Annotated in this window: 27 protein-coding genes and 1 pseudogene; 23 read left to right on the top strand and 5 right to left on the bottom strand. The window is 50.6% G+C overall.

The genetic code is table 11. The features are described 5' to 3' along the window. Positions 1-182 precede the first annotated feature (182 nt). The 4 genes from BM155_RS10910 to BM155_RS10925 all read left to right on the top strand — a co-directional run bounded on the left by BM155_RS10910 (position 183) and on the right by BM155_RS10925 (position 4,694). The gene (locus tag BM155_RS10910) at positions 183-1,607 is read left to right on the top strand and encodes an aldehyde dehydrogenase family protein (protein WP_083421156.1); all 1,425 of its coding nucleotides are present in this window, start codon (positions 183-185) and stop codon (positions 1,605-1,607) included. Positions 1,608-1,710: 103 nt separating this feature from the next. After that, the gene (locus BM155_RS10915; protein ID WP_067154430.1) at positions 1,711-2,703 is read left to right on the top strand and encodes a threonine ammonia-lyase; all 993 of its coding nucleotides are present in this window, start codon (positions 1,711-1,713) and stop codon (positions 2,701-2,703) included. 92 nt (positions 2,704-2,795) lie between these two features. Beyond that, positions 2,796-3,302: a YbhB/YbcL family Raf kinase inhibitor-like protein gene (locus tag BM155_RS10920; protein WP_231902368.1), complete on the top strand. Its 507-nt coding sequence runs from the start codon at positions 2,796-2,798 to the stop codon at positions 3,300-3,302. A gap of 42 nt (positions 3,303-3,344) precedes the next feature. After that, complete coding sequence (locus BM155_RS10925; RefSeq protein ID WP_074903093.1) at positions 3,345-4,694, top strand: AmpG family muropeptide MFS transporter; 1,350 nt, start codon at positions 3,345-3,347, stop codon at positions 4,692-4,694. On the opposite strand, the gene BM155_RS10930 is transcribed toward BM155_RS10925, so the two are convergent. Further along, the gene (locus BM155_RS10930; protein WP_067154421.1) at positions 4,672-4,995 is read right to left on the bottom strand and encodes an MGMT family protein; all 324 of its coding nucleotides are present in this window, start codon (positions 4,993-4,995) and stop codon (positions 4,672-4,674) included. The genes BM155_RS10925 and BM155_RS10930 overlap by 23 nt on opposite strands. A gap of 128 nt (positions 4,996-5,123) precedes the next feature. On the opposite strand from BM155_RS10930, the gene BM155_RS10935 reads away from it, so the two are divergent. Together BM155_RS10935 and BM155_RS10940 are read left to right on the top strand one after the other, a co-directional pair. After that, on the top strand, positions 5,124-6,074 hold the full coding sequence (locus BM155_RS10935) for a DUF481 domain-containing protein (RefSeq protein ID WP_231902367.1): 951 nt from the start codon (positions 5,124-5,126) through the stop codon (positions 6,072-6,074). Positions 6,075-6,258: 184 nt separating this feature from the next. Beyond that, positions 6,259-7,020, top strand: a complete 762-nt coding sequence (locus BM155_RS10940; RefSeq protein WP_067154418.1) for an SDR family oxidoreductase — start codon at positions 6,259-6,261, stop codon at positions 7,018-7,020. A gap of 67 nt (positions 7,021-7,087) precedes the next feature. Here the strand turns inward: BM155_RS10940 and cfa are convergent, their stop codons facing one another. Further along, positions 7,088-8,236, bottom strand: a complete 1,149-nt coding sequence (gene cfa / locus BM155_RS10945; RefSeq protein ID WP_074903095.1) for a cyclopropane fatty acyl phospholipid synthase — start codon at positions 8,234-8,236, stop codon at positions 7,088-7,090. Between the two features lie 148 nt (positions 8,237-8,384). Here cfa and BM155_RS10950 point away from each other — a divergent pair, with 148 nt between their 5' ends. From BM155_RS10950 to groL, 3 genes are all read left to right on the top strand, one after another. Continuing rightward, the gene (locus tag BM155_RS10950; RefSeq protein WP_074903098.1) at positions 8,385-8,864 is read left to right on the top strand and encodes an FxsA family protein; all 480 of its coding nucleotides are present in this window, start codon (positions 8,385-8,387) and stop codon (positions 8,862-8,864) included. A 204-nt stretch (positions 8,865-9,068) separates the two neighbouring features. After that, positions 9,069-9,362 carry a co-chaperone GroES gene (locus BM155_RS10955; protein ID WP_067154409.1) on the top strand — a complete coding sequence of 98 codons (294 nt, stop codon included), beginning with the start codon at positions 9,069-9,071 and terminating at the stop codon, positions 9,360-9,362. Positions 9,363-9,436: 74 nt separating this feature from the next. Next, entirely contained in the window at positions 9,437-11,077 is a 1,641-nt protein-coding gene (gene groL, locus BM155_RS10960; protein WP_067154406.1) for a chaperonin GroEL, read from the top strand. A 110-nt stretch (positions 11,078-11,187) separates the two neighbouring features. Here groL and BM155_RS10965 read toward each other — a convergent pair whose 3' ends face one another. Further along, positions 11,188-11,544, bottom strand: coding sequence for a phage integrase N-terminal SAM-like domain-containing protein (locus tag BM155_RS10965; RefSeq protein ID WP_074903101.1), 357 nt, complete (start codon positions 11,542-11,544; stop codon positions 11,188-11,190). A 302-nt stretch (positions 11,545-11,846) separates the two neighbouring features. Between BM155_RS10965 and BM155_RS10970 the strand changes: the two genes are divergently transcribed. The 10 genes from BM155_RS10970 (at position 11,847) to BM155_RS11005 (ending at position 18,463) form a co-directional block, all read left to right on the top strand. Next, on the top strand, positions 11,847-12,779 hold the full coding sequence (locus tag BM155_RS10970) for a hypothetical protein (protein ID WP_139223230.1): 933 nt from the start codon (positions 11,847-11,849) through the stop codon (positions 12,777-12,779). Between the two features lie 120 nt (positions 12,780-12,899). Next, entirely contained in the window at positions 12,900-13,358 is a 459-nt protein-coding gene (locus BM155_RS17095) for a hypothetical protein (protein ID WP_139223231.1), read from the top strand. Between the two features lie 120 nt (positions 13,359-13,478). Continuing rightward, entirely contained in the window at positions 13,479-13,901 is a 423-nt protein-coding gene (locus tag BM155_RS17100) for a hypothetical protein (protein ID WP_139223232.1), read from the top strand. 115 nt (positions 13,902-14,016) lie between these two features. Then, entirely contained in the window at positions 14,017-14,529 is a 513-nt protein-coding gene (locus tag BM155_RS10975) for a hypothetical protein (protein WP_074903106.1), read from the top strand. A gap of 1,050 nt (positions 14,530-15,579) precedes the next feature. Further along, complete coding sequence (locus BM155_RS10985) at positions 15,580-15,834, top strand: DUF2442 domain-containing protein (protein ID WP_074903108.1); 255 nt, start codon at positions 15,580-15,582, stop codon at positions 15,832-15,834. Positions 15,835-15,953: 119 nt separating this feature from the next. Then, positions 15,954-16,571, top strand: coding sequence for a DUF6338 family protein (locus tag BM155_RS10990; protein WP_074903110.1), 618 nt, complete (start codon positions 15,954-15,956; stop codon positions 16,569-16,571). Beyond that, positions 16,552-16,692: a hypothetical protein gene (locus tag BM155_RS17315; protein ID WP_175487794.1), complete on the top strand. Its 141-nt coding sequence runs from the start codon at positions 16,552-16,554 to the stop codon at positions 16,690-16,692. The genes BM155_RS10990 and BM155_RS17315 overlap by 20 nt, the downstream gene beginning before the upstream one ends. 123 nt (positions 16,693-16,815) lie before the next feature. Further along, positions 16,816-17,232 (top strand): acyl carrier protein, encoded by a 417-nt coding sequence (locus tag BM155_RS10995; RefSeq protein ID WP_083421158.1) that lies wholly within the window; start codon positions 16,816-16,818, stop codon positions 17,230-17,232. A 70-nt stretch (positions 17,233-17,302) separates the two neighbouring features. Further along, the gene (locus tag BM155_RS11000) at positions 17,303-17,719 is read left to right on the top strand and encodes a DUF5412 family protein (protein ID WP_074903114.1); all 417 of its coding nucleotides are present in this window, start codon (positions 17,303-17,305) and stop codon (positions 17,717-17,719) included. Positions 17,720-17,788: 69 nt separating this feature from the next. Further along, positions 17,789-18,463: an alpha/beta fold hydrolase gene (locus BM155_RS11005; RefSeq protein ID WP_074903116.1), complete on the top strand. Its 675-nt coding sequence runs from the start codon at positions 17,789-17,791 to the stop codon at positions 18,461-18,463. 14 nt (positions 18,464-18,477) lie between these two features. On the opposite strand, the pseudogene BM155_RS17580 reads toward BM155_RS11005, so the two are convergent. Both BM155_RS17580 and BM155_RS11015 read right to left on the bottom strand, forming a co-directional pair. Further along, a pseudogene (locus BM155_RS17580) lies at positions 18,478-18,660 on the bottom strand (hypothetical protein); the annotation flags it as partial. Between the two features lie 230 nt (positions 18,661-18,890). Continuing rightward, positions 18,891-19,670 (bottom strand): IS701 family transposase, encoded by a 780-nt coding sequence (locus BM155_RS11015; RefSeq protein ID WP_083421160.1) that lies wholly within the window; start codon positions 19,668-19,670, stop codon positions 18,891-18,893. A 225-nt stretch (positions 19,671-19,895) separates the two neighbouring features. Here BM155_RS11015 and BM155_RS11020 point away from each other — a divergent pair, with 225 nt between their 5' ends. From BM155_RS11020 to BM155_RS17105, 4 genes are all read left to right on the top strand, one after another. Continuing rightward, positions 19,896-20,210 carry a hypothetical protein gene (locus tag BM155_RS11020; protein WP_139223233.1) on the top strand — a complete coding sequence of 105 codons (315 nt, stop codon included), beginning with the start codon at positions 19,896-19,898 and terminating at the stop codon, positions 20,208-20,210. 143 nt (positions 20,211-20,353) lie between these two features. Then, positions 20,354-20,644: a DUF4112 domain-containing protein gene (locus BM155_RS11025; protein WP_074903123.1), complete on the top strand. Its 291-nt coding sequence runs from the start codon at positions 20,354-20,356 to the stop codon at positions 20,642-20,644. Positions 20,645-21,135: 491 nt separating this feature from the next. Then, entirely contained in the window at positions 21,136-21,819 is a 684-nt protein-coding gene (locus tag BM155_RS11035) for a hypothetical protein (RefSeq protein WP_074903127.1), read from the top strand. A gap of 166 nt (positions 21,820-21,985) precedes the next feature. Then, the gene (locus BM155_RS17105) at positions 21,986-22,342 is read left to right on the top strand and encodes a hypothetical protein (RefSeq protein WP_139223234.1); all 357 of its coding nucleotides are present in this window, start codon (positions 21,986-21,988) and stop codon (positions 22,340-22,342) included. Positions 22,343-22,469: the final 127 nt, after the last annotated feature.

The following is a 22,469-nucleotide window of genomic DNA, read 5'->3' on the forward strand; positions in this document are numbered from 1 at the left end:
GCTTCATGCGCTCTTCGGTGATAAGAGAATCTGCGCCAAATTTGTAAAATTGTCCCATTTCCCTTCTTGACTTCATTCCATCCGCCTCCGATATTGCAGGGACTCTTTCCCAAGCCGGTGTAAAAAGCGTGCGGCTTTGACCGGTACCATAATAACGATACATCTGAGAGAGGAAACAAAGGTTGAAAGCGTCTGCGTTGGAATCTCAAGTAAGGTTGCCCCCGGAACCGGATAGCGGCTTCGATGCGGCGGCGCTGGTGGCAGGGCTGCGCACATATTTTCGCAGCGGCACTACCGCTGATATCGGCTGGCGGCGTCGGCAGCTGGAACAGCTGCGCAGCATGTTGTCTGAAAACGAAGCCCGCTTTCTCGATGCGCTGGCGCAGGACCTGCATAAAGCGCCCCAAGAAGGCTATATGACCGAGATATCCGGTCTCTACGAAGATATCGCTCACACGCTGAAGTACTTGAAAAAATGGGTGCGGCCGCGCCGGGTCCCGACGCCGCTAATCGCCCAGCCGGCAAAGAGTTATATGTTGCCGGAACCCCTGGGAGTGGTGCTGATTATCGGGGCCTGGAACTACCCCTTGCAGTTGCTGTTATCGCCACTCGTGCCGGCTATCGCCGCTGGTAACTGCGCCGTATTAAAACCCTCCGAACTGGCGCCGGCCACGTCCCGGCTGGTGGCAGAACTGCTGCCGCGTTACCTGGATGGCGATGCGTTTATCTGTGTTGAAGGCGCAGTGCCGGAAACCACCGCGCTGTTGGAACAGCGTTGGGACCACATTTTCTACACCGGAGGCGGCCAGGTGGGGCGTATCGTAATGGCCGCGGCCGCCAAGCACCTGACGCCTGTAACGCTGGAACTTGGGGGCAAAAGCCCATGTATCGTCGCCGACGATGCAAATATTGCGTTGGCCGCTCGGCGAATAGCCTGGGGCAAGTTTCTCAACGCTGGACAGACCTGCATTGCCCCTGATTATCTCCTGTGCTCCAAAACCACCGCCGACCGGCTGCTGCCGGAAATTGAAAAGTCTGTGCGCGCCATGTTCGGGGATGATCCTCGCAAGTCTCCGGATTACGGTCGCATCGTCAACAGTCGTCACGCTCACCGCTTGGCCAGCTACTTGAGTGATGGAGAAGTGGTTTTCGGCGGTCAAGTGGATGCCGATGCGCGCTATGTAGCGCCGACGCTGTTGCGCAACGTCGGCGTGGAGTCGGCGGTGATGCAAGAGGAGATTTTTGGCCCTGTGCTGCCGGTCGTGGAGCTGAATGATATTTCCGAGGCGGAAGCGTTTGTCAACGAGCGCGAAAAACCACTTGCACTCTACGTTTTCACCCAGAGCGATGCTACCGCCGACCACCTATTGGCCCGCTGTAGTTCCGGCAATGCTTGTGTCAATGATTGTGTAATGTTTATGGCAAACAGTGCCTTGCCGTTTGGCGGCGTCGGCGCCAGTGGCATGGGTGCTTACCATGGTGAACACGGTTTTCGCACCTTCAGTCATTTCAAGGCAGTGATGAAACGGCGCAATATCTTCGATCTGAGTATACGTTACGCACCCTTCAGCACCTGGAAATTTAAACTGTTGCGGCTACTGCGTTAAATTATCGGGGCGCCGGAGCCGGGGCGCAGCCGTCAGGGTCGCTCCGGTTCCAGTCTCTGGCCATTCCAAGGAAATAATAACCTCTGCCTTCCCGATACCCCTTATGCAGAATGATCGCAATGATGTTCCCCGCAGCGCTGATGTCTTCACCGCGGCACAGCATATCGCCAGTTATATTCACCGTACGCCTCTGATTAGCAGCCGCCTGCTGAATACACTCAGCGGTGCCAACCTGTGGTTTAAGTGCGAGCATTTGCAGAAGGTCGGTGCCTTTAAGGCGCGTGGTGTTTGCAACGCATTGGCGCAGGTACCATCAGAGGTCACTATGGTGGCCACGCATTCTTCCGGTAATCACGGCGCTGCGCTCGCCTGGGCGGCTGCGGAGCGCGGCTTGGCGTGCACGGTAGTGATGCCGGAGACAGCGCCTCAGGTCAAGCGCGCGGCGGTCGCTGCCTACGGTGCCGAGATTGTGATCTGCGGACCTTCGCAGGCGGACCGGGAGCGCGCGCTGGAAAGCGTGGTAGCTCAGACTGGAGCTCATGTGGTGCCCCCTTTCGATGACCGCCGCATTATTGCCGGGCAGGGTACCGTTGCCCTGGAGACCATACAGCAGTGCCGCGAGCGCGGCTTCACGCCGGATGTGCTGGTGGCACCGGTGGGTGGCGGCGGCCTATTGGCGGGGGTCGGCCTGGCGGTGGCAGCGCTGGCTCCGGATATTACGGTAATGGGGGCCGAGCCCGCCGGCGCCGATGACGCCCAGCGCTCTCTCCGTGGCGGGGTGCATATCACCGCGCCACAGGTGCCGGATACCATTGCCGACGGTTTGCGGACTTCCCTGGGGCGACGTAACTATGCGGTGATACGCCGTACCGTACGGGATATTGTCACGGTAACTGAGCATGGTATTGTCGAGGCCATGCGCATGTTGTGGATGTACACCAAACAGCTGGTTGAGCCGTCGGCGGCGGTCGGGCTGGCGGCGGTACTGGAGCACAGCGCGCGCTTTCGCAACAAAAATGTCGCCCTGATACTGACAGGCGGCAACATGGATTTGGATCGGGTTGCGGATCTTTTTTCCAGGGAGGAGCTGTCTTGAACGTTTCAGTACTGTTGCATCAATATCTCAGTTTGCTCCGTACACGGGTTGCTAAACTCGGGATTACTACAATACTAATGGTGATAACGCCTATGTCTTTTGCCGTTTCTTCCACTCCGGACTTTATTCTCACTTCGAAAACCCTGAAAGCTGGTGAGCGCATGCCCATGGCCCACGTTTTTGATGCCTGCGGTGGCGATAATATTTCTCCGCAGCTCAGTTGGCAGGGCGCACCTGAGGGGACCGAGAGTTTTGCCCTGATGGTACATGACCCGGATGCACCCACAGGCAGCGGTTGGTGGCACTGGGTTATGTTCAATATTCCGGCAGATGCCACTGAGCTTCCCGAAGGGGCTGGCGATCTGAAAAACGGCCTGATTCCCGAAGCGATACAGGTCCGCAATGACTACGGCGCTCCCGGCTACGGCGGTGCCTGCCCACCGGAAGGGCACGGAGACCACCGCTATCAATTCCGCCTCTATGCGCTTAAGGTGGAGCAGTTGCCTCTGGACGATACCGCAACCCCGGCCATGGTGGGCTTTAACGTCAACGCCAATGCGCTGGCGGTAGCGGAGTTGGAGGTCGTCTACGGTCGTTGATCGCTGCGGACGAGTTGATTCACACAGACATTATTCAGCGGCATGCCACAAAACAAACTCAGTTGGGGAGAGGCGCTGCAGGTTTATCTCAAGCCTCGCGTACTCGCCATGTTCTTCCTCGGTTTTTCCGCCGGACTGCCGCTGTTGCTGGTTTTTTCCACCATGACCGCGTGGCTGCGGGATTACGGTGTCAGCCGCACAGCCATCGGTTTTTTCGCCTGGGTGGGTATCACCTTTTCCATCAAGGTGTTATGGGCTCCGGTGATCGACTATTTGCGCCTGCCGCTGTTGACACGCTGGCTAGGGAAACGCCGCAGCTGGATGCTGGTCTCTCAGTTGGGGGTGGCTTTGGGCCTGCTGGGGATGGGCAGTTTGAATCCGCAGCTGGCATTGACTCAGGTGGCGGTACTGGCGGTGTGGGTAGCTTTCTGCTCTGCCTCCCAGGATGTGGTGATCGATGCCTACCGCATTGAAGCCGTGGATAAGGAACTGCAGGGGGCCATGGCCGCCAATTATGTCTTCGGATACCGGGTGGCGCTGCTGGTGGCTGGTGCGGGTGCTCTGTATATCGCCGAGCTGGCCAACTGGCCCATGTCCTATACCGTTATGGCACTGCTGATGGGGGTAGGGGTTATCACAACCCTGTTGGTGGCAGAGCCGGACCACTCGAAAGTGAAGGCGCAGGCGGCTTCTTTCCAGCACGCGTGGGTAGATCGGATGTTGGGCAGCGGTGAGCACGGCCCGCTTAAGGAATGGTTTGTACGCGCCGTCGCCTGTCCGTTTATTGAGTTTTTTGAACGCAACGGCCGCTTTGCGCTGGTGCTCTTGCTGTTTATTGGTATTTACCGCTTGAGCGATATCGCCATGGGGGTGATGGCCAATCCCTTCTATCTGGACCTGGGATTTAGCAAGAGCGATATTGCCGAAATCGGAAAAATCTTTGGCTTCTTCTGTACCATCATCGGTTCATTCCTGGGCGGTTTGCTGGTGGTGCGTTACGGCATTATGCGCCCCTTGATTCTCGGTGCGGCCATGGTGGCCGCCACCAATCTGCTGTTTGCCCACCTGGCTCAGGTGGGGCCGGACAAAGTCTGGTTGGCAGTGGTGATCAGCGCAGACAATATCAGCGGCGGTATATCCAACGCAGTGTTTATCGCCTATTTGTCGAGTTTGACCAATCAAGCTTATACGGCCACCCAGTACGCGCTCTTCAGTTCCCTGATGACCCTGCCGGGGAAATTCATCAGCGGTTTCTCCGGAGTAGTCGTGGATGCTCAGGGTTATGCTCAATTTTTCGTCTATGTCGCCCTGCTGGGTACCCCGGCGGTGATTCTGGCTGTTTATCTGTGGTGGCGCGACAGGCGCGGTTCTAAGGCTGCCAGCGGTACTTGAGCAGATCCACGCGCCCGTTGTGCAGAAAGATCCCCTCTCTTTCCAGCCGCGCTCTCTGCCGCGCCGCGTCTGGCTCCGGCAGTGATATACGCCCCTGGGCGTTAATGACCCGGTGCCAGGGCAGTTTGGTATCCCGTGGTAGTTTGCGCAATGTCTGTCCGGCGAGCCTTGCGGCGCGCGGATAGCCCGCCATTTGCGCCAAGTCACCGTAGGTGATTACGCGACCATAAGGGACTGTGGCCAGTACACGATAAATTCTGGTTGTGGCATCATTGCCCTCTGTTTGTGCGTCTGCTCTCACAAATAACTCCGCATTTCCAACTTCCCGATAACTCCAAGGCACTTCCTGTGGTTCCAGTTGTACGAAAATTAACATCGCTTCTGCTTTTTTTACCGCTTTTTGTCTCCCTTAATGCCGCGGCGGGTGTCTTGACACTGGATAACGGTGACCGGGTGCACGGGGAATTGGTGGTTGTGGAGCGGGAACAGGTTGTATGGAAGTCTGAGAATTTTGGCGAGATTAAGGTGGACAAGTCCAAGGTATTGTCCATGGATGTGGATGTGGACCTGAAGATCGCCGGACGCGAAGGCCCTTGTGCACTGGTTGGACACCGCCGCGAGCAGTGGGAGCTATACTGCGACGAAGGCGCGGGCTGGGTGATGGATTTTCCCGCTGTCGACCGGGCTGAACCCTATATCAATTTTGTCGGCAACCCGGTGGTCTTTCACGGCAAGGTCAGTGCCGGTGGCGTTTTCGAAAGTGGCAACCGCGAACGCGAAGATCTCGATACGAGTATCAATCTGGACATCCGCAATGGCGATTTCCACCATCTGATTAATTTCCTTTATCAGAATCAGACAGATAGTGAAGTGGAGGGACTGGAAAAATACCAGCTGGGCTATAACCTGCGCTGGATTTTTGCCGAAAGGTGGTTTGCCGCCGCCAATAGCGCAGTGGAACGGGAAGAAGCGCGCAACCTGGATCTGGGCACCACTCTGGGTCTTGGTCTAGGTTATCTCTTTTTTGACACCGCAAAGACGGCCTTTTCCCTGCAAGGCGGTATCAGCAGCCTACAGGAAGACTTTATCGATACTGATTTGAGTGAGGACCAGGATGACAGTTTCGCAGCCGGGCGTTTGGCACTGAATTACCGCTACAAATTCGCGCTTGGGCCTGAAGTCTATCTGGACCAGGAAACATTGCAGTCCCTCGATCGCAGTGACGACTACCAGGCCACAGCCAAGTTTGGCGTGCGCACCCCGCTGGTAGAGGGAGTGCTGATGGAAATCGCCTACCACTGGCTATATGACAATACGCCATCACTGGACTTGGAAAAAGAGGATACCAAGGTGACGGTTGGTGTCGGTTACCAGTGGTAGTTGTGAATTTCCGGTGCTTTGGACCAAGTGCTGGTAAATCTGCCTTGAAGGCTTAAAGATACGTCGTTATTGGCTGAGGAAGCCCGGTGGTGAGACGATGTGCCCGCCTCGGAGTTGATCACCCTCCCCGCAATTTACCCAAGGGGAGCACAAAAATAATGAAGATTAGAAAGAGGAATCCAAAATGCAAATCGCCAACAGCGTAGTAGCAATCACCGGTGCCGGTCGGGGACTCGGCCGCGCCACTGCTGAATATCTCGCCGAGCGCGGTGCGCGTTTGGCACTGATCGATTTAAACGAAGATGATCTGAAGGCGAGTGTCGAGGCCTGCGCGCAACACGGTGCAGAAGTACGCAGCTATGGAATCAACGTGGCTGTGGAAGAAGAAGTGGACAGCGGTTTTGCCAAAATTGCCGAAGACTTTGGCGGCCTGCAGGTGCTGGTGAACAACGCCGGCATTATGCGCGACGGTATGCTGCTGAAAGTCAAAGACGGCAAAGTGACCGATCGCATGTCCCTCGCTCAGTGGCAGTCGGTGATCGATGTCAACTTGACCGGCGTCTTCCTCTGTGGCCGCGCCGCTGCGGCGATCATGGCCGAGCGCGGGGAAGGCGGTGTGATTGTGAATATTTCCAGCCTTTCCCGAGCCGGCAATATGGGGCAGACGAATTATTCTGCCAGTAAGGCCGGCGTTGCCGCTATGACCGTCACTTGGGCGCGGGAGCTGGCTCGCTACGGCATCCGCGCAGCCGCGATTGCACCAGGCTTCATCAATACGGATATGGTTGCGCAGATGCGCCCTGAGATCCTCGATAGCCTGGTGAAGCAGGTGCCTCTGCGCCGCCTGGGTGAGCAGGAGGAAATCGCTTCTACGGTAGCGTTTATTCTGGAGAACGACTTCGTTTCCGGTCGGGTACTGGATATCGATGGCGGCGCGCGCATATGATCCCGCATTGAGGATAATGCGCTGTGGAAAAAACTGCGGCCGCGATCGCGGCCGCATCTATACCCCCTCAGGAAACCCGCTCAATACCACCCTGCAACCGATCTGAAAACATCCACTGCCACAGCTGAATATACCGGGCGCGGAAGGCGCCGGCGCAGGACAGCAGGTAGTAGCGCCACATGCGGTAGAACTGCTGTCCATATTGCTCTGCGAAACGCTCCCAGTGCCGTTCAAAATTGGCGTGCCATGCCAGTAGGGTCTTCTCGTAGTCACTGCCGAAGTTGTGCATATCCTCGCAAACCAGCAGATTGTCCGCCGCGTCGGTGATCTGGCCCGCGGAGGGAAGTTCACCGTTGGGGAAGATGTACTTCTCGATCCAGGGGTCAGTTGTTGAGTGGCGCAGGTTTTTGCCGATGGTATGCAGCAGCATCAGGCCGTCCTTTTTCAGGCAGCGCTTAACCACGCGCATAAAGGTGCGGTGATTCTTGCGCCCGACATGCTCAAACATGCCCACGCTGGCGATGCGGTCGAAGGGTTGATCCAGGCTGCGGTAGTCCCGCAGGTGCACGGTAATCGGCAAGTCCGCATAAGTTTCGGCGATATAGTTGCTCTGCTCGCGGGAGACAGTCACTCCGACGCATTCGACCCCGTAGCTCTTTGCCGCGTAACTGATCAGGCTGCCCCAGCCGCAGCCGATGTCCAGAAGGCGCATACCTGGCTTCAGACCCAGCTTGCGACAGATCAGATCCAGCTTGGCTGTTTGTGCCTCCTCCAGTGTCTTTGCCTCGCGCCAGTAGCCGCAACTATAAGTCATGCGGCTGTCGAGCATGGCCTGATAGAAGTCATTGCCCAGATCGTAGTGGTGTTCACCCACCTTGAACGCACGGCGCCGGCTCTGCAAGTTGATCAGATAACTGCGCAGGATACGCCCGGCATTGCGCCAGGGCTTGATATAACGGGGCAGGTCCGCGGTGAGAATGCGGTAGAAGAACTGGTCGAGGGATGGGACATCCCAGTCCCCGCGCATATAGGTCTCGCCCAAGCCCAGACTGTGACGTGCAACGATTTCGTCCAGTGCCTCCGCCCGGTGCAGGCGCATATCCCAGGGTCTGTCCCCGTTGATACGGATATCCGCTTCACCGAACACCTCGTCCAGCAAATGGCGGCTGCGGCCGACTGCGGGTACTTCCATGGTGTCTTGCTGCTCAGTTGCCATCGTTGGCCTCCTTGGCTCAATTGACGCTATGGCGCGCCGAGTTGAATGCGGCGCCCTTGAAGAATTTGCCACCTCACTCCATTTACTACAGCATATCGAAAATACCCAGTTTCGCCCGTTTCTCCAAACAAGCTGAAAGGAACCCCGAATGCGCCCACTGCTGTTGTTGTTCATCGCCATGCCCATCCTGGAGATGTGGCTCTTGATTACCGTGGGCAGCGAGATCGGCGCACTGCCCACCATTGGCTTGGTGCTGTTCACCGCGGTACTGGGGATGGCACTGCTGCGCCGCCAGGGGCTTTCCACAGTGATGCGGGCCCGCCAGAAGGCCGAGGCTGGTGAATTGCCGGCGCGGGAGATGGTGGAAGGAATTTTCCTCGCCGTGGGCGGTGTGCTGTTGTTAACCCCCGGCTTTATTACAGACCTGCTCGGTTTTGCCTGTTTGGTCCCAGGACTGCGCCAGCTGCTGCTGGTACGCCTGTTGCGGCACGTCACTATCGTGGGAACCAGCTATACAGCCCGTGGAGCGCGGCCAGATGATCGATTCAACGATCACAATGTGATCGAGGGGGACTACTCCCGCGATGAGAGTCACTCCAGCAAGGAAGATAAGCGTGACCCTGATTGAGTTGTACAAAAAATAAACTTCTGTGGCATGGCAGTCACAACCCCGCAGTTTTTTTTCCTGCCGCTGTTGAAATCCTCATGAGTGCCCATAGATAGGGTCCACCCCAAGTTTTTTGCCCCGGCTCTGCCAGCCGGAGCGGGGCGAGGGCCCGAGACAGGGCCTACCACTTTGGAAACTGTGAAACACTCAATGGAGAGCTTATCCATGAAAATTCGTCCTTTACACGACCGCGTCGTAGTGCGCCGTAAGGAAGAAGAAGAGAAAACCGCTGGCGGCATCGTGCTTCCGGGCGCAGCCAAAGAGAAGCCGAATCAAGGTGAAGTGGTTGCCGTGGGTGAAGGCAAGCTGCTGGATAACGGTGACGTTCGCGCGCTGTCTGTAAAAGTTGGCGACAAAGTTGTGTTCGGTCGCTATGCCGACAGCAACACCCTCAAGGTGGACGGCGAAGAGCTGATCATCATGAGCGAAAGCGATATCTACGGCGTACTGGAAGGTTAAGCGACCGCTGTACTCCCCGTAGCGCCCGTCCGGCGTGTAGATAGAAACGCATACAGAATCTGAGGAACAAAATCATGGCAGCTAAAGACGTAAAATTCGGTGATGACGCCCGTCAGAAAATGCTGAAAGGCGTGAATATTCTGGCTGACGCAGTGAAAACCACCCTGGGCCCGAAAGGCCGCAACGTAGTACTGGACAAGTCCTTCGGCGCTCCCACCGTGACCAAAGACGGTGTATCCGTAGCCAAGGAAATCGAACTGCAAGACAAGTTCGAGAACATGGGCGCACAGATGGTGAAGGAAGTGGCCTCCAAAGCTTCCGACGCCGCCGGTGACGGTACCACCACTGCCACCGTACTGGCCCAGGCAATCGTCAGCGAAGGCCTCAAGTCCGTGGCCGCCGGCTTCAACCCGATGGACCTGAAACGCGGTATCGACAAAGCCGTAGCCGCCGCTGTTGAACACATCGCAGGCCTGTCCACTCCCTGTGAAGACAGCAAATCCATTGCCCAGGTAGGTACTATCTCCGCCAACAGCGACGAGAGCATCGGCTCCATCATCGCGCAGGCCATGGAAAAAGTTGGCAAAGAAGGCGTAATCACTGTAGAAGAAGGTTCCGGCCTGGAAAACGAACTGGATGTGGTAGAAGGTATGCAGTTCGACCGCGGCTACCTGTCTCCCTACTTTATCACCAACCAGGAAAGCATGACCGCCGAGCTGGAAAACCCCTACATCCTGCTGGTGGACAAGAAAATCTCCAACATCCGCGACCTGCTGCCGCTGCTGGAGCAAGTAGCCAAGGCTTCCAAGCCGCTGCTGATCATCGCTGAAGACGTAGAAGGCGAAGCGCTGGCCACTCTGGTTGTCAACAGCATGCGCGGTATCGTTAAAGTTGCCGCTGTTAAAGCCCCTGGCTTCGGCGACCGTCGCAAAGCCATGCTGCAAGACATCGCCATCCTGACCGGCGGCACCGTGATCTCTGAAGAAGTTGGCCTGGAATTGGAAGGCGCCACTCTGGAGCACCTGGGTACCGCCAAGCGCGTGACTCTGTCCAAAGAAAACACTGTGATCGTCGATGGCGCCGGCGATGTGAAAGACATCGAAGCCCGCGTTGCTCAGATCCGCACTCAAATCGAAGAATCCACTTCCGACTACGACAAAGAAAAACTGCAAGAGCGCGTGGCCAAGCTGGCCGGTGGTGTTGCAGTGATCAAAGTTGGCGCCGCCACTGAAGTGGAAATGAAAGAGAAGAAAGCCCGCGTAGAAGACGCCCTGCACGCAACCCGCGCCGCAGTGGAAGAGGGCGTGGTACCTGGTGGTGGCACCGCACTGGTTCGCGCTACCCAGGCTATCAAGGTAACCGGTGACAACGAAGACCAGAACCACGGTATTGCCGCCGCACTGCGCGCCATGGAAATGCCGCTGCGTCAGATCGTTACCAACGCCGGCGAAGAAGCCTCCGTTGTGGTAGACAAAGTGAAACAAGGCTCCGGCAACTTCGGCTACAACGCCGCTACCGGCGAGTACGGCGACATGCTGGAAATGGGTATCCTCGACCCGGCCAAAGTAACCCGCACCGCACTGCAGGCGGCTGCTTCCATCGCCGGTCTGATGATCACCACCGAAGCCATGGTTTCCGAGATCCCGGAAGAAAAACCGGCTGCGCCTGACATGGGCGGCATGGGAGGCATGGGCGGAATGGGCGGCATGATGTAAGCCAGCCTGATCCGGCTATACCAAAGAAAAAGCCCCGCAATTGCGGGGCTTTTTTGTATTGGTCCGACTCCCTTCTCGTAATCCTTTATTCGGTACCATGAAGCGAGACGCTAGGCCGCTCCCGCTTCTGCAATCCCATCCAGCGCCTGCATCCGATCCATTGGGCTCAACACCCCCTTGCCAATGAAGCACTTATACAGGTAAACCAGGGCGTTCAATGCAACCCTCTGGGTATTTACCGAACAATCCCTCTGCTGGGAAAGATGTGTGAGAAAGTGCTCCACCTCCGCAGAGCCCATTTCCTGAGGGTGCCGTTTTTGATGAAAACAGATAAAGCGCCGCACCCAATGGACATAGGTCTGCTCGGTGGTAAATGCCAAGCCGTTCTGGCGAATATGTAGTCGTAGCATGTCTAAAAAACGCACCGGTTGGGCGGATATCCTGGGGCGAACGTCATCCATGACCATGGTAGAGCTCCTGGAACTGTTTTTATATACAGTATTTCCGCAAGAATGACGATGTCAAGACCGTAATCAGTAGCCAGTGGCTATTGTTCACCGCTGAACAGAGGTTAACTTATTGACTTTAAAGGACGTAGTGATAAAACTTGGAGCCAAATAAACAAAAAAGATAACAGGGCGCCAGGCTCGTTTAACTCCGGAAGTTAGATTGACTCGTAAGTTATCTAATTGATTTCAATGGAGATTTTTCAGTATGTGGCATTGGGCGCCTGTGAACAAGAGCCAAGGTGATATAGAGCCACTGGCTTTTGAATAAAACTGTTATGTTTTCATCGAGGAAATCAGTTCTGAATAAATATAGATATGATCCAGTAGTTACTGGTGTGTTAGTGGGTATCGGTGCACTGGTATTATGGTACTTCTCAGCATTAGCTATAGATAAGAAGGTGTTGCCTGCCTATTTTGAACACATATCGAGATTCTTTACTGTACTTATAGCTGCATTGGTGGGTGCGTTTGCTGCATTTCGATTCAATTCAATGCTTGACCATAAAAAGCGTGAGCGCGAGACATCCCAATTTTACTTGGATATTTGCTTAGATAACTACGAGATCTTTTATAAAACTTTAGATGGTTTAAATAACGTCAGAGTAGATTGGATATATGCTGCGCGTCTGCTTCTCGAAACTAAAGAGCTAGAAAATGAAATTATCTACAAAGAGCACAGACGAGTGCTTGATGTAAAGAAAATGAAAGTGCGTCATGATCTTCTGAATCAGTATCAGATCATAGATCACGAGACAAATACAGAAAGCCCTTTGCCAGTTTCATTTTTTTATGGAGTTGAAAATTGGAGAGATTATATAGACTCTCCCGACGATGCGGCTTATGAGGCTTTTAGGCGAGATCGGCCTGCAACGTTTGGTGAGCATGAGGTATCAAGAATAGAGCGACTACCAATGCTTTCAGAGCATAGTGTATACATCGTTTTTGAATTCTTGGCTTGGCCTGATGATTATGATGATCCATTAAGAAAGCATAAATACCCGTCGGAATGGCCGAATGACGTTAAAAACTTTCAGGGTGAAGGCGCTTACAAATATGCAAAACATAGACAGGAGTATGTTCATCCAGAATTTGGGATTTCTAAAAAGGCGCAAGAGAAAATTAGAGAAATGATAAAGAATGGTGAGGTTAAAATCGCTGAGGTCATTTCAAAAGATCATGAGAAAAAAACATAACAAACGGCTCCACGCAGACGCCCAAACCTACGTTCTTTTTGTGGAATTCGCTGCGCTCATTTTACCACAAAAAGCTCTCCGGCTTGGGCGCTGGTGAGCCGGACGTTATGCATACGAACGATGCAACGACTAGATAATCCTTCAAGTTTCTATGGCTGGGCTGCAATTGTTGTTGGTGGGTTGTTTCTATCGTTGAGCATTTTCTTACTGGCCAACCTTCCTTCAGCGAAAGAAATGAAGCTATTCCGCGGAGTTGTTGAAAGATCGGAACTAAAGTCCGGAGGTAAAGGTAGCGATATTTTTTTGCTATCTGTAGATGGAGAGAAATTCCGATATTCTGGCTTCTGGAGTAAAGATGTTTATAAATCCATAGTAGGTGGATCTGAAGTAGGGCTTAATTACTATAGGTCACTCGATGGTAACAACCAATTGGTATCATTGAGAGTCGGTAACACTAAAGTATTAAGTAAATTTCAGTCTTTATCTAGTATCGTTGTATTCGCAAGTGCCGGCATTTTGATCAGTTTATTATTTATTTTTACAGGCCTCCGTGACCTCCGGAAGCTACGGAACGCATAACAAACAGCGGCAGAGCGACAGCCAACGCTACGCACCTTTTGCGTTACTCGCTAGCGCTCAAACATTAACACAAAAGGAGCTCCGCGCTGGCTGCGCCTGCGCTGAGCGTTAGGGTTCAAAATGAGCGAATTTCGTAATTCTTTTCGGAATGTTGCTGAAGAATTTATGGCTTCGCTGTCTGTGGCAGCCGAAATCAAATCCGAAAAGGGCCGAGATGTCCTTCGTATCCCGCCGCAATCGGAAAATGGGTTTCAAGTTGAATTGGAATGCACGGAATACGGGGTATATCCGTCAGCTGAAGGCTGGCACGGTGGTTGTTGGGACGTAACAGTTTGGAAGCCTAAAGACCTAGAGGCTAGTCTGCGGGAATTCTTGAACTCTATAGTTACTGATGCAGAGCTGGAAATATGTTACTCCGGGTCAAAGCCCTATAAGTGGATACTTCGTCATACTTTTGAAGGGCAGCGAGTAGCTGATGAAACCGGGCTTATCTTCTTTAATTGGTTTGGTCGTCGTTCAATTGAAATTAAATGCAATGCGTAGCCATCCCACCCTAACAAGTTGCTGTTGTCGCAGCGCAAAGGGGCACGCTGCTGGGACGCCTACGCTGACGCTCCGACGCCCCAAAGCAAGGGGTTACAAGGCATAAGGAGAGAGCGTGGGAATTACTGTACATTTTGAGGGAAAATTAAAAGACGAAGCCTCCTATAATGCAATCTGCTCAAATGCTGAGGCGTTTGCTAAAGAAATGGAATGGCCTTTCGCGCTAATCTCTGAGCAAGAGATAAAGCTCGAAAGAACCCGCAATGAAGAAGATTGGGACTACATAGGCCCAGTTAAAGGTATTGAGATCTTTCCACATGAAGCTTGTGAGCCATTCCGCTTGGAGTTCGATAGGGATCTCTATATTCAAGAGTTTACAAAAACTCAATTTGCTCCCGTCGAAATACACGTTCTATTAGTCGACTTCCTTCGGTCAAATATTGAATTGTTCGAGTCCATTGAAATAATCGATGAAGGTGAGTACTTCGAAACAAATGATATCGAAGTACTCAAGAAGCACCTGCAAGCATGCAACTCTCAACTCGAGCAATATCTGGAGCAACCAGATAAATACTACGGTCCAGTAAAATTAGAAAACGGCCGTATAGTCGACCTTATGGAACAGTAATGCCTTGTAACAAGTTACTCAAGTTCACTCTGGCCGCAAAAGGCTCGGCCTCCGCGGGACAGCCTACACTGCGTTTCGGCTGCCCCTTAGCAAAGCGTTATAGGGCGTAAAGGATGAGTCCTCAGGTTCTAAAAGCTGGAGTATTTTCTGCGATTCTTGTTTTGGCCCTCTTCGGTATTTTCACGTTAATAGCTGTGCGTTCAGGATCAGATCTAGACCAGTCACAGTTAAGAGTCACACCGGTAGTTGAGGCTAAATTTGATTGCCAGCTAATTGAAGCTGAGGTTGAAAGCTTACGAAAGGTTTGTTCGGGCGGTTTCTGAGAAACCTCAAGCGATTGCAGAATCGTAGGGCAAGCGTGTTCGTCTATTCCGACAGATAAGGCCCAACAAATGGAGGATAAGTTTTCTTTTCTTCTTGAGATGTCAGATCAGCTAAGTTGCAATACTGGATTCTTAATATGTGAATTTGTGGCGCCTAGCTGTAAAAATGGGCAATGTGCTCTGGTTAGGTCTGTCAATGAGCCTCCGATTCGACCAGAGATGTAGAGCCCTATAACAATCGGCTGTTATCGCCCCTGCGGGGCTGGGACGGCCTTTCCGCCGCTTCGCGGCTACAAGTTCGCCCTAAAGCCGGGCGTTATACGTACAGAGAATCGGTCACTTTCGAAAAATTGATCAAAAAGGTATCCTCTCTGGGCCAAGACACCGCCTGGTGAAATAAAGGACAGAAAATCAAAGGAAGGAATCATTATGCCAAAAATCTATGAGTACCTTGGTATCGTCTTGTTCTTCTATAGCAATGAACACGAGCCCATTCATATCCATGGTAAGTTCAATGGATGAGAAACCAAGGCCGAGATCCATTTCTTTTCTGGGCGAATTCATAAGGTAACGCTTAAGGATAAGGGACCAGGTTTAGAGCCCAAAAAACGAAAGGAGTTCGAAGAATTTGTTAAAGCAAACGCTTCTGAGATCGTAGATAAGTGAGTGGATTACTTTGTAAAGAAAAAGCACATTGCTCCCAAGACGATCACTCAAAAGGTGCGAAATGTCAGAACTATTGGTTAAATCCGCCAAGCATAAAATTGGTCACATACTGGAAATAAAATTTAATGATGGCCATGTTGCTTGTGTCGATTTTGCTCCATTTATATTTTCAAATGGGCATCCTGATTATGAGCCGTATAAATCGGTAGAAAATTTTCTTGATTTTGAGATAGTGGATGGGAACTTAAATTGGGATGATTACACGATGATTTTTCCAGTAGAAGACCTTTATAATAATCGGCTTATTAAACGCTGATTAAAACTAAGATCGCTGGAAAGTATAACCAGTAGCGTCAGTCGGATCGGTTTGTCGTGCTGCGCCCGCCAAACCGCCCGCTGCGCATGGCGTTATGCTAAATCAGGTCATGGACAAATATGAACATATGGGAAGAAGATAAATTACTGGTTTTCATCGCTTTTGTGATACCCGGTTTCGTGGCGATTAAAGCATACGAACTATTTTTTCCATCTCAAAGAATGGATAGTTCAAAGCAGGTCGTGGATGCAGTTGCGTATAGTTGCTTTAATTATTCAGTTTTGATCTGGCCCATCTATTTAGTCGAGCACTACGATCTACAGAGTAAATATCCATTTGCATATGGAGCTTTCTATTTTTTCGTATTCTTTATCGCACCAGTTTTTTGGGTCTACCTTTGGAAGAAAATACGGCAAACTGAATATTTTCAAAAATTAGTTCCTCATCCCACGCAAAAGCCTTGGGATTTTGTGTTCGGACAGCGAAAGGCTTATTGGGTAATTGTTAACCTAAAGAACGGTGAGAAAGTAGCAGGAATGTACGGCCCAAATTCTTTCGCATCAAGTGCACCGGCCGACGAACAAATATACCTTGAACAATTGTGGGTGCTCAACGAAGATGACGGGTTTGAGCGCCCAGCAGAACAAACTGCGGGCGTTATCATCTTGTCCTCAGAGATTAAATCTATTGAATTAATCCATAGCGGAGAGCAGCTGGATGACAGAGAAGAAGACTGAAAATAGAGGTTATGTGCCATTAAAAAAGGGATATAAGCCCGGTGATAGCCCTGCGACAGCTGGCCACAAGCCTGAAAAAAGTGAACTGGCAAAACCGGTTAATCCGCCAAAGAAAAAATAGCATAACAATACGTGCCAGAGGGACCTACGTTGCGGCGCTTGATTTTGTGCTGGTCGCTACGCTTGCACAAAAGCCAATCGCCTCCACTCCGGCCCCTGCACTTGGCGTTATGCGTTCTAAATAATGAGCATTGAGAATAAGCTGAAAGAACGGGTTTCCTATCATTCGGGTGTAAAGGCCGAAGATGTATCATCTGAGATGTATTTAGAAGGTGATCTTGGCATAACCGGAGATGATGCGTTCGAATTAATTGAAGACATTCAGAAACTGTTTGATCTTGATTTGACTGAATTTGATTTCAGTCTTCACTTTGTCCCAGAGGCAGGTGGAATCAAAAATTCAGAGTATGGCTATTATCCTGTTTCTGTTGGTCATCTAATTGAGGTTTGCAATAGAAAATCTTGGTTCTTACCAGATAGAGATCTGGAGAATCACCAGAAGTTTAAAAGAGCTTTACTAGTACAAAATGTACTAGCTATTGGTGTCTTTACTTGTGTGTTAATGGCAATCTTATTGGTATTGTCCAATGAATGCGCATAACAAGTTGCTGTTGTCGGACGCACCTGCGCTGGCGCTCCGGTACGCCGCAAATCCATGGCGTTAACTGCCTATGAAAGTTTGGAAGAAAATTGCTATCTCTTTCGGTATTTTGGTTATTGGCGTTCCGCTAGCAATCGCAGGACTATTCATTTATGCAACCAGCGACATGTGCGGGAACGAAGTTTACACTGAGGTTATGTCGCCCAATAAAGAGCATAAAGTAGTCGTGTTTCAAAGGGATTGTGGAGCAACGACTGGTTTCAGCACCCAGGTTTCAATAATCGTATCTGACGATGAGCTCGAAAATGAGGGTGGCAATATATACATTATCAAAGGTCACCCAAAGGATGTCTCTCCTCAAGTAAGGTGGGTTTCTAACAAAGAACTGAGAATAGAGAGAAGTTTGAACGGTTCTGAACATAAAGCTGAGTCTAGCTGGGGTATTCTGAACAAGGTTAAGGTTACCTATGGCGCAGGCGGCAGTTAAAAAGTTTGTCAAAAGGACACTCCTGACGTCGCGCCTTTTACAAAAGCGTTACATGATGGTAGCTAAACATTGAAACTTGTATTTCTACCAGGAATGGATGGAACGGGATTACTCTTCAATAAGCTAATCCTGAATATCCCAAAAGAAATAGATAGAGAGGTTGTTTGCCTCAACGAAATACAGGGTGTGAGCTATCGCCAGCAAGCTGAGCAGATAGCCGCAAAAATCGGATCGTCAAGTGTTGTAGTAGTCGCTGAATCATATTCTGGAAAAATTGCGTATGAATTATGCAATATCCTTGGCAGCAGAGTTTCGAAGGTAGTTTTTATCGCTAGCTTTGTTTCCTGCCCTGGAAGGCTAGCAAAGCTTGCTGCTGTCCTTCCGGAGTGTTTTCTTAAGCCTAATCTGTTCCCAAACTGGCTTATGAAAATGCTATGTTTTGATGGCCGTGGTAATAGGGCGCTAATGGATCAAGTTCGCCAAGCTATTGCTCAGGTTGGGCCAAACGTCTTAAAGCAACGCTTATTGAATATTGCTGAACTTGATGAGCCAAAAGGTCATCAATCAACAACAGCCGTGTATATCCGGCCAACAAATGATCACTTGGTTTCGTATGATGCAATCAAAGTTTTGAGTAATATTTATCCCCAGTTAAGTATCGAATCTGTGGAAGGCGGACACTTCATTGCTCAAACGGCCCCGAAGTCATGTGCGAGAGTCATAGTCCGTGCCACAACCACGTAACAAGCGACTGTGGTTCAAGCGCTAGCGAAAATATTTAGTACGCCCACTCCGCCATCTCGTACCATTGCATTAAGAATCGTCAAAAACTTCCTCATTGCGGCCGTCAGTGCGACCTTTTTATGTTTTCCCTGTTTGACTAGGTGTCGATAGATTCCGCCGATTATTGGGTTACACCGGACCGCGCTATGTGTCGCCATATCGCGCTATGTGTCGCCATATACAGCGTAGTACGGACACTGTTGCGACTGACCCGGCTGTAGCTATCAATCACTTCTTCCGCAGTCAGACTGATGTTCGTCGAGAGCAGTAATCGTTCGGCCTTCGAGTCTTGTTTTTTGCTGTCCCAGTATTCGCACCAGACCGCGCGTACCTGCCGACCACTTAAGAACCGGGCCATGAGCACCTTGCTGCGATAGCGGACCTTCTGCTAGCGCCCATGCAGCCAAAGGGTGACTTCGGTTCTCTTCAGGTGCGCTGGGGTATAAGGATCTCCGTATTTCCTGGGGCGACCGCGTTGCCCGGGCTTTCTCGGTGGCGGGCTATCGCATAGCCGGGTATCTATACGCACTTGACCGATCACCGCGAAACCATAACCACACAGGGTTTCTATCAAACTTTGCCGCATGTACCAGCAGTCCATCAGTACCCGAACCGGCTTGCCCAAAAATCGCTGGTATATGGCGCGAATCAGCACCTGCGCCGCTCTCAACTTGCCGGTGTTACCGGCGCTTGGGCTCAGCCGGTTCAACAGCGGTATGGCCACAAACTGCCGGGCTCCGCGCTTGACTACCATCTCCAGGCTGACAAAACATTGGCCTCGTACGAATTTCGCCAAATTGGTTTTGTTGCCGTGCTGGTGGTGTATCTGGCTGGCCGGTGCCTTCTTTGATGCCCTTAGAGTCAGGGTGTCGTCAATGGCCAGATGGATGACTTCCTCACCATGTAAGGACAACGCTAACCGCAAAAACTGATTCACCAGCGCGAGCCATGACCACTTTCCCTTCTGTAACCACTTGTAGTAACTAGTCCAGTGGTTGCGCATATCCAACATCAGGTAGGCCTCGGTTACAAAGCCTGCGGGTGTCAGCATGGCGCCGATCAGCAGTTCGATAAAAGTGCGCACCGACCTCGCAGGTAGACTTTGTGCTAGAAATGTAATCCAATTAAGCAGTTCGCGAGGGATTTTGGCCCATCTCTTCGCGTTCATTGCGGCCTCCAGATCCAGTAGTGCAACTTACACATTTCTGGAGTCCGCGCCCTTTACGCCATGCCTTCGGCATAGCAAGGCGTAAAGGGCGCGGCAAAAATTTTCTGCCGCAATGTCAACTATTTTTTGTCTGTTTTTTGCTCCGCAAAAGTCAAAACTCTAGCTATGAAATACAAAAATTTAAAGTCAATGTCTCACAACTTCAGTCACTCATTCGTGAGTCTAATGAATTATATTGATGATGGTTACGTTGTTGATGATTTGATTGTCATGGCACGGGAAGCCAAGGGTGAAACTATTTCGATTCAATGGATTCCGAGAATAAACTACGACTCATCGAATTTTTCAAAAAGAGTTCGAAAGTCCATAGCGATAAACCAGGATTGGCTGCCCAAGCACTTAGCAAGCCACGGCGTCGATGCAAGTATTATCACGGAAATGCGTACCGATATATTTCGTACTCCATCACATCAAATATGGGTTAAAGCCTATTTGAAAGACAATAGAGGAAAGGAGTATGAAGCGTATGTCAGCCGCTAGGCATAAAAATCAGCGGCAGAGCGACAGCCAACGCTACGCACCTTTTGTGCTGCTCGCTGGCGCTCAAACATTAACACAAAAGTGCTCCTCGCTGGCTGCGCCTGCGCTGGGCGTTATGCATTATTAGAGAAAATTGAAAAAATATGGAAGCAATTGTTTACGTAGTTTTAGACGCAGTCATTACAGGCTTTATCGTATTTCTGGCTGGCAAATTAACTGCGGTGAAAATTGATTTTAAAGACGCTGTGATTTGCGTGGGTATGTCGTCGGTGCTTGGTTTCATTCCAGGTATTGGCTGGTTGCTTTCAATAATCGCTTTTTTCTATTTATTAAAAAAGTGCACGGAATCGGATATTTGGCCAGACCTTATTTTACTAGTGTTAGTTAGTAAGTTGATTAGTGTTATAGCATTGGCTGGCCTTGGCGGTATATAAATGCATAACCAACTCAGCCAGGCAGGACATCCGTTCTGTCGTTGATTTATGCAGTTGGCGCTACGCTACCGCAAAAACCAACAACTCCACTGTGGCCCATGCTGCAGGGCGTTATAAATCGAATGAGTGAAAAGAGAGTGAATAGGCTATCTGAGGAAGAAATCGCAAAGCTCAATCCGAATGAAAAATACATCAGAGATTACTCAGCAGTTTCACCATCGTTTCTGTTATGGCTCTCTGTCGATCTACTTGTACTCGCTTTCGCTCTTCAAGAGTTAGGTGTGTTGGATCGTCTTCTTTTTGAGGTTAAGGAGATATCTAGTTCAGGTAGGTTCGGAGGCCGGTGAAAATTTATAACAAGGCCAGACAGTTTGCTACAGGCCTTCGGCCCTCCGTGGGACGGCTTACCTTGTGCGCGTTTTGCGCATCCCAGTTTCGCGCAAAAGGCGCACAAGTTAAGCTTCCCCTGCTGGCGGCGTTAGGGCACATATATGATCAAACTTATATTCATTATCATCACTGCTCTCGGTCTAAGTTACATTTTATTGTCGAGCAACAGTTTTGCGAGTAATACGAAAAAAGAGGAAGTTAAGTTGGCTGACAATACAGGTGAAATTAGTGCAGGTGACTGGAAACATCTATATTTCTTTGGTATCACCAAACACCCAATTAGCGAAGTTGGCTTAAATCAACAAATGGCACAAGGTCTAATTCGGATGGTAAAGGTTCAGTCATCAATTAGCACGGGAGCCCTGATAGATCCAAAATACATGTTTAATGCAAAAGGTCTGACCCCTTGGTTGGCCATGCATACTTTACTGCACTTAAAACAACCTAGTTTGCTTACAGACGTCGCCAAAGGTTCTGGTTCGGCTCATGTTCCTAATACATTCCTTGAAGATATATTTAAAAATCATAATAACTGGCCTAAAGTGCTGCTAGATGAACATGATATTGAATTACAGGGGTTCAACGTTTTTATTCTCCCATTTATAGTCCACAAAAATACCAAATATGACCTAACATTTAATCAATCTATGAAAGCGCCAGATGGTAGTCTTGAGATATTTGGTGTTAGTGAGTTCGATGAAAAACACCCAGAAAAAGTTCTTTCAATTATTCAGAGAGAAATAGAGTTTATTAAAGAAAAACGACCAGATGTTTTTGGTCATTAGTAGAGTGTTTACCATGGCCAGCCCTAACAAATTGCTGCAGTTCGTTCGGGCGCTTCGCGTCTCCACCGGACAGTCAAAGCTGTGCGCCTTTTGTGTATTTGCTTCGCGTGTCACACAAAAGTCACCCAACTTTTCCTGCCTCTGAGCAAGGAGTTATGTGAAATAAATGAAAGACAACTATTTGGTAATCACTGCAGATGTTGAAGATGATGGGACCGTAGGTTTGAACGGAATCGTTTCAGCACGAGGGTTTTCAGGTACGGGCGAAGCTTGGTTTAACGTATCTCAAGTCATTGAGTTTTCAGAGCAGTTAGAGCACTTTGCTAAAACCACTGAAAACCCTCCAGAAATCTTTGGGGGTAATTTGGATGGCGAGGGGAGTTTGATAAACAAACTATTATCTCTTCGGTTCTACTCACTTTCAAATTATCGCGTAGGTGTTCAAGTTGAGTTCGCAGATCATCCCTATACGGGCTGCCGTACTGAGGAAATCGCTTGTGTTAAAGTTGACTCAAGCCCGTGATGCAGGCTTTAATTGAATTTTGTAGTCAGTTAAAAAAGCTTTTAACTAATGATTTGCACGAGGCCAAGCTTTATTGCTAGACCTCGCATAACAATCACAGGCAGTCGACGCGAAAAAGCCCGCGCAA

The sequence above is a fragment of the Microbulbifer thermotolerans genome (assembly GCF_900112305.1).
In the GTDB taxonomy this organism is placed as follows: domain Bacteria; phylum Pseudomonadota; class Gammaproteobacteria; order Pseudomonadales; family Cellvibrionaceae; genus Microbulbifer; species Microbulbifer thermotolerans.

Coding starts and splice junctions, on each gene's coding strand:
- BM155_RS10995 (WP_083421158.1), top strand. CDS start 16,816: ATGAGCATTGAGAATAAGCTGAAAGAACGGGTTTCCTATCATTCGGGT.
- BM155_RS17315 (WP_175487794.1), top strand. CDS start 16,552: ATGACAGAGAAGAAGACTGAAAATAGAGGTTATGTGCCATTAAAAAAG.
- BM155_RS11000 (WP_074903114.1), top strand. CDS start 17,303: ATGAAAGTTTGGAAGAAAATTGCTATCTCTTTCGGTATTTTGGTTATT.
- BM155_RS10965 (WP_074903101.1), bottom strand. CDS start 11,544: ATGGTCATGGATGACGTTCGCCCCAGGATATCCGCCCAACCGGTGCGT.
- BM155_RS10940 (WP_067154418.1), top strand. CDS start 6,259: ATGCAAATCGCCAACAGCGTAGTAGCAATCACCGGTGCCGGTCGGGGA.
- BM155_RS11020 (WP_139223233.1), top strand. CDS start 19,896: ATGAATTATATTGATGATGGTTACGTTGTTGATGATTTGATTGTCATG.
- BM155_RS17100 (WP_139223232.1), top strand. CDS start 13,479: ATGAGCGAATTTCGTAATTCTTTTCGGAATGTTGCTGAAGAATTTATG.
- BM155_RS10990 (WP_074903110.1), top strand. CDS start 15,954: ATGAACATATGGGAAGAAGATAAATTACTGGTTTTCATCGCTTTTGTG.
- BM155_RS10985 (WP_074903108.1), top strand. CDS start 15,580: ATGTCAGAACTATTGGTTAAATCCGCCAAGCATAAAATTGGTCACATA.
- BM155_RS10955 (WP_067154409.1), top strand. CDS start 9,069: ATGAAAATTCGTCCTTTACACGACCGCGTCGTAGTGCGCCGTAAGGAA.
- BM155_RS10920 (WP_231902368.1), top strand. CDS start 2,796: ATGTCTTTTGCCGTTTCTTCCACTCCGGACTTTATTCTCACTTCGAAA.
- groL (WP_067154406.1), top strand. CDS start 9,437: ATGGCAGCTAAAGACGTAAAATTCGGTGATGACGCCCGTCAGAAAATG.
- BM155_RS10950 (WP_074903098.1), top strand. CDS start 8,385: ATGCGCCCACTGCTGTTGTTGTTCATCGCCATGCCCATCCTGGAGATG.
- BM155_RS10915 (WP_067154430.1), top strand. CDS start 1,711: ATGCAGAATGATCGCAATGATGTTCCCCGCAGCGCTGATGTCTTCACC.
- cfa (WP_074903095.1), bottom strand. CDS start 8,236: ATGGCAACTGAGCAGCAAGACACCATGGAAGTACCCGCAGTCGGCCGC.
- BM155_RS10925 (WP_074903093.1), top strand. CDS start 3,345: ATGCCACAAAACAAACTCAGTTGGGGAGAGGCGCTGCAGGTTTATCTC.
- BM155_RS11025 (WP_074903123.1), top strand. CDS start 20,354: ATGGAAGCAATTGTTTACGTAGTTTTAGACGCAGTCATTACAGGCTTT.
- BM155_RS11035 (WP_074903127.1), top strand. CDS start 21,136: ATGATCAAACTTATATTCATTATCATCACTGCTCTCGGTCTAAGTTAC.
- BM155_RS17095 (WP_139223231.1), top strand. CDS start 12,900: ATGCAACGACTAGATAATCCTTCAAGTTTCTATGGCTGGGCTGCAATT.
- BM155_RS11015 (WP_083421160.1), bottom strand. CDS start 19,670: ATGAACGCGAAGAGATGGGCCAAAATCCCTCGCGAACTGCTTAATTGG.
- BM155_RS17105 (WP_139223234.1), top strand. CDS start 21,986: ATGAAAGACAACTATTTGGTAATCACTGCAGATGTTGAAGATGATGGG.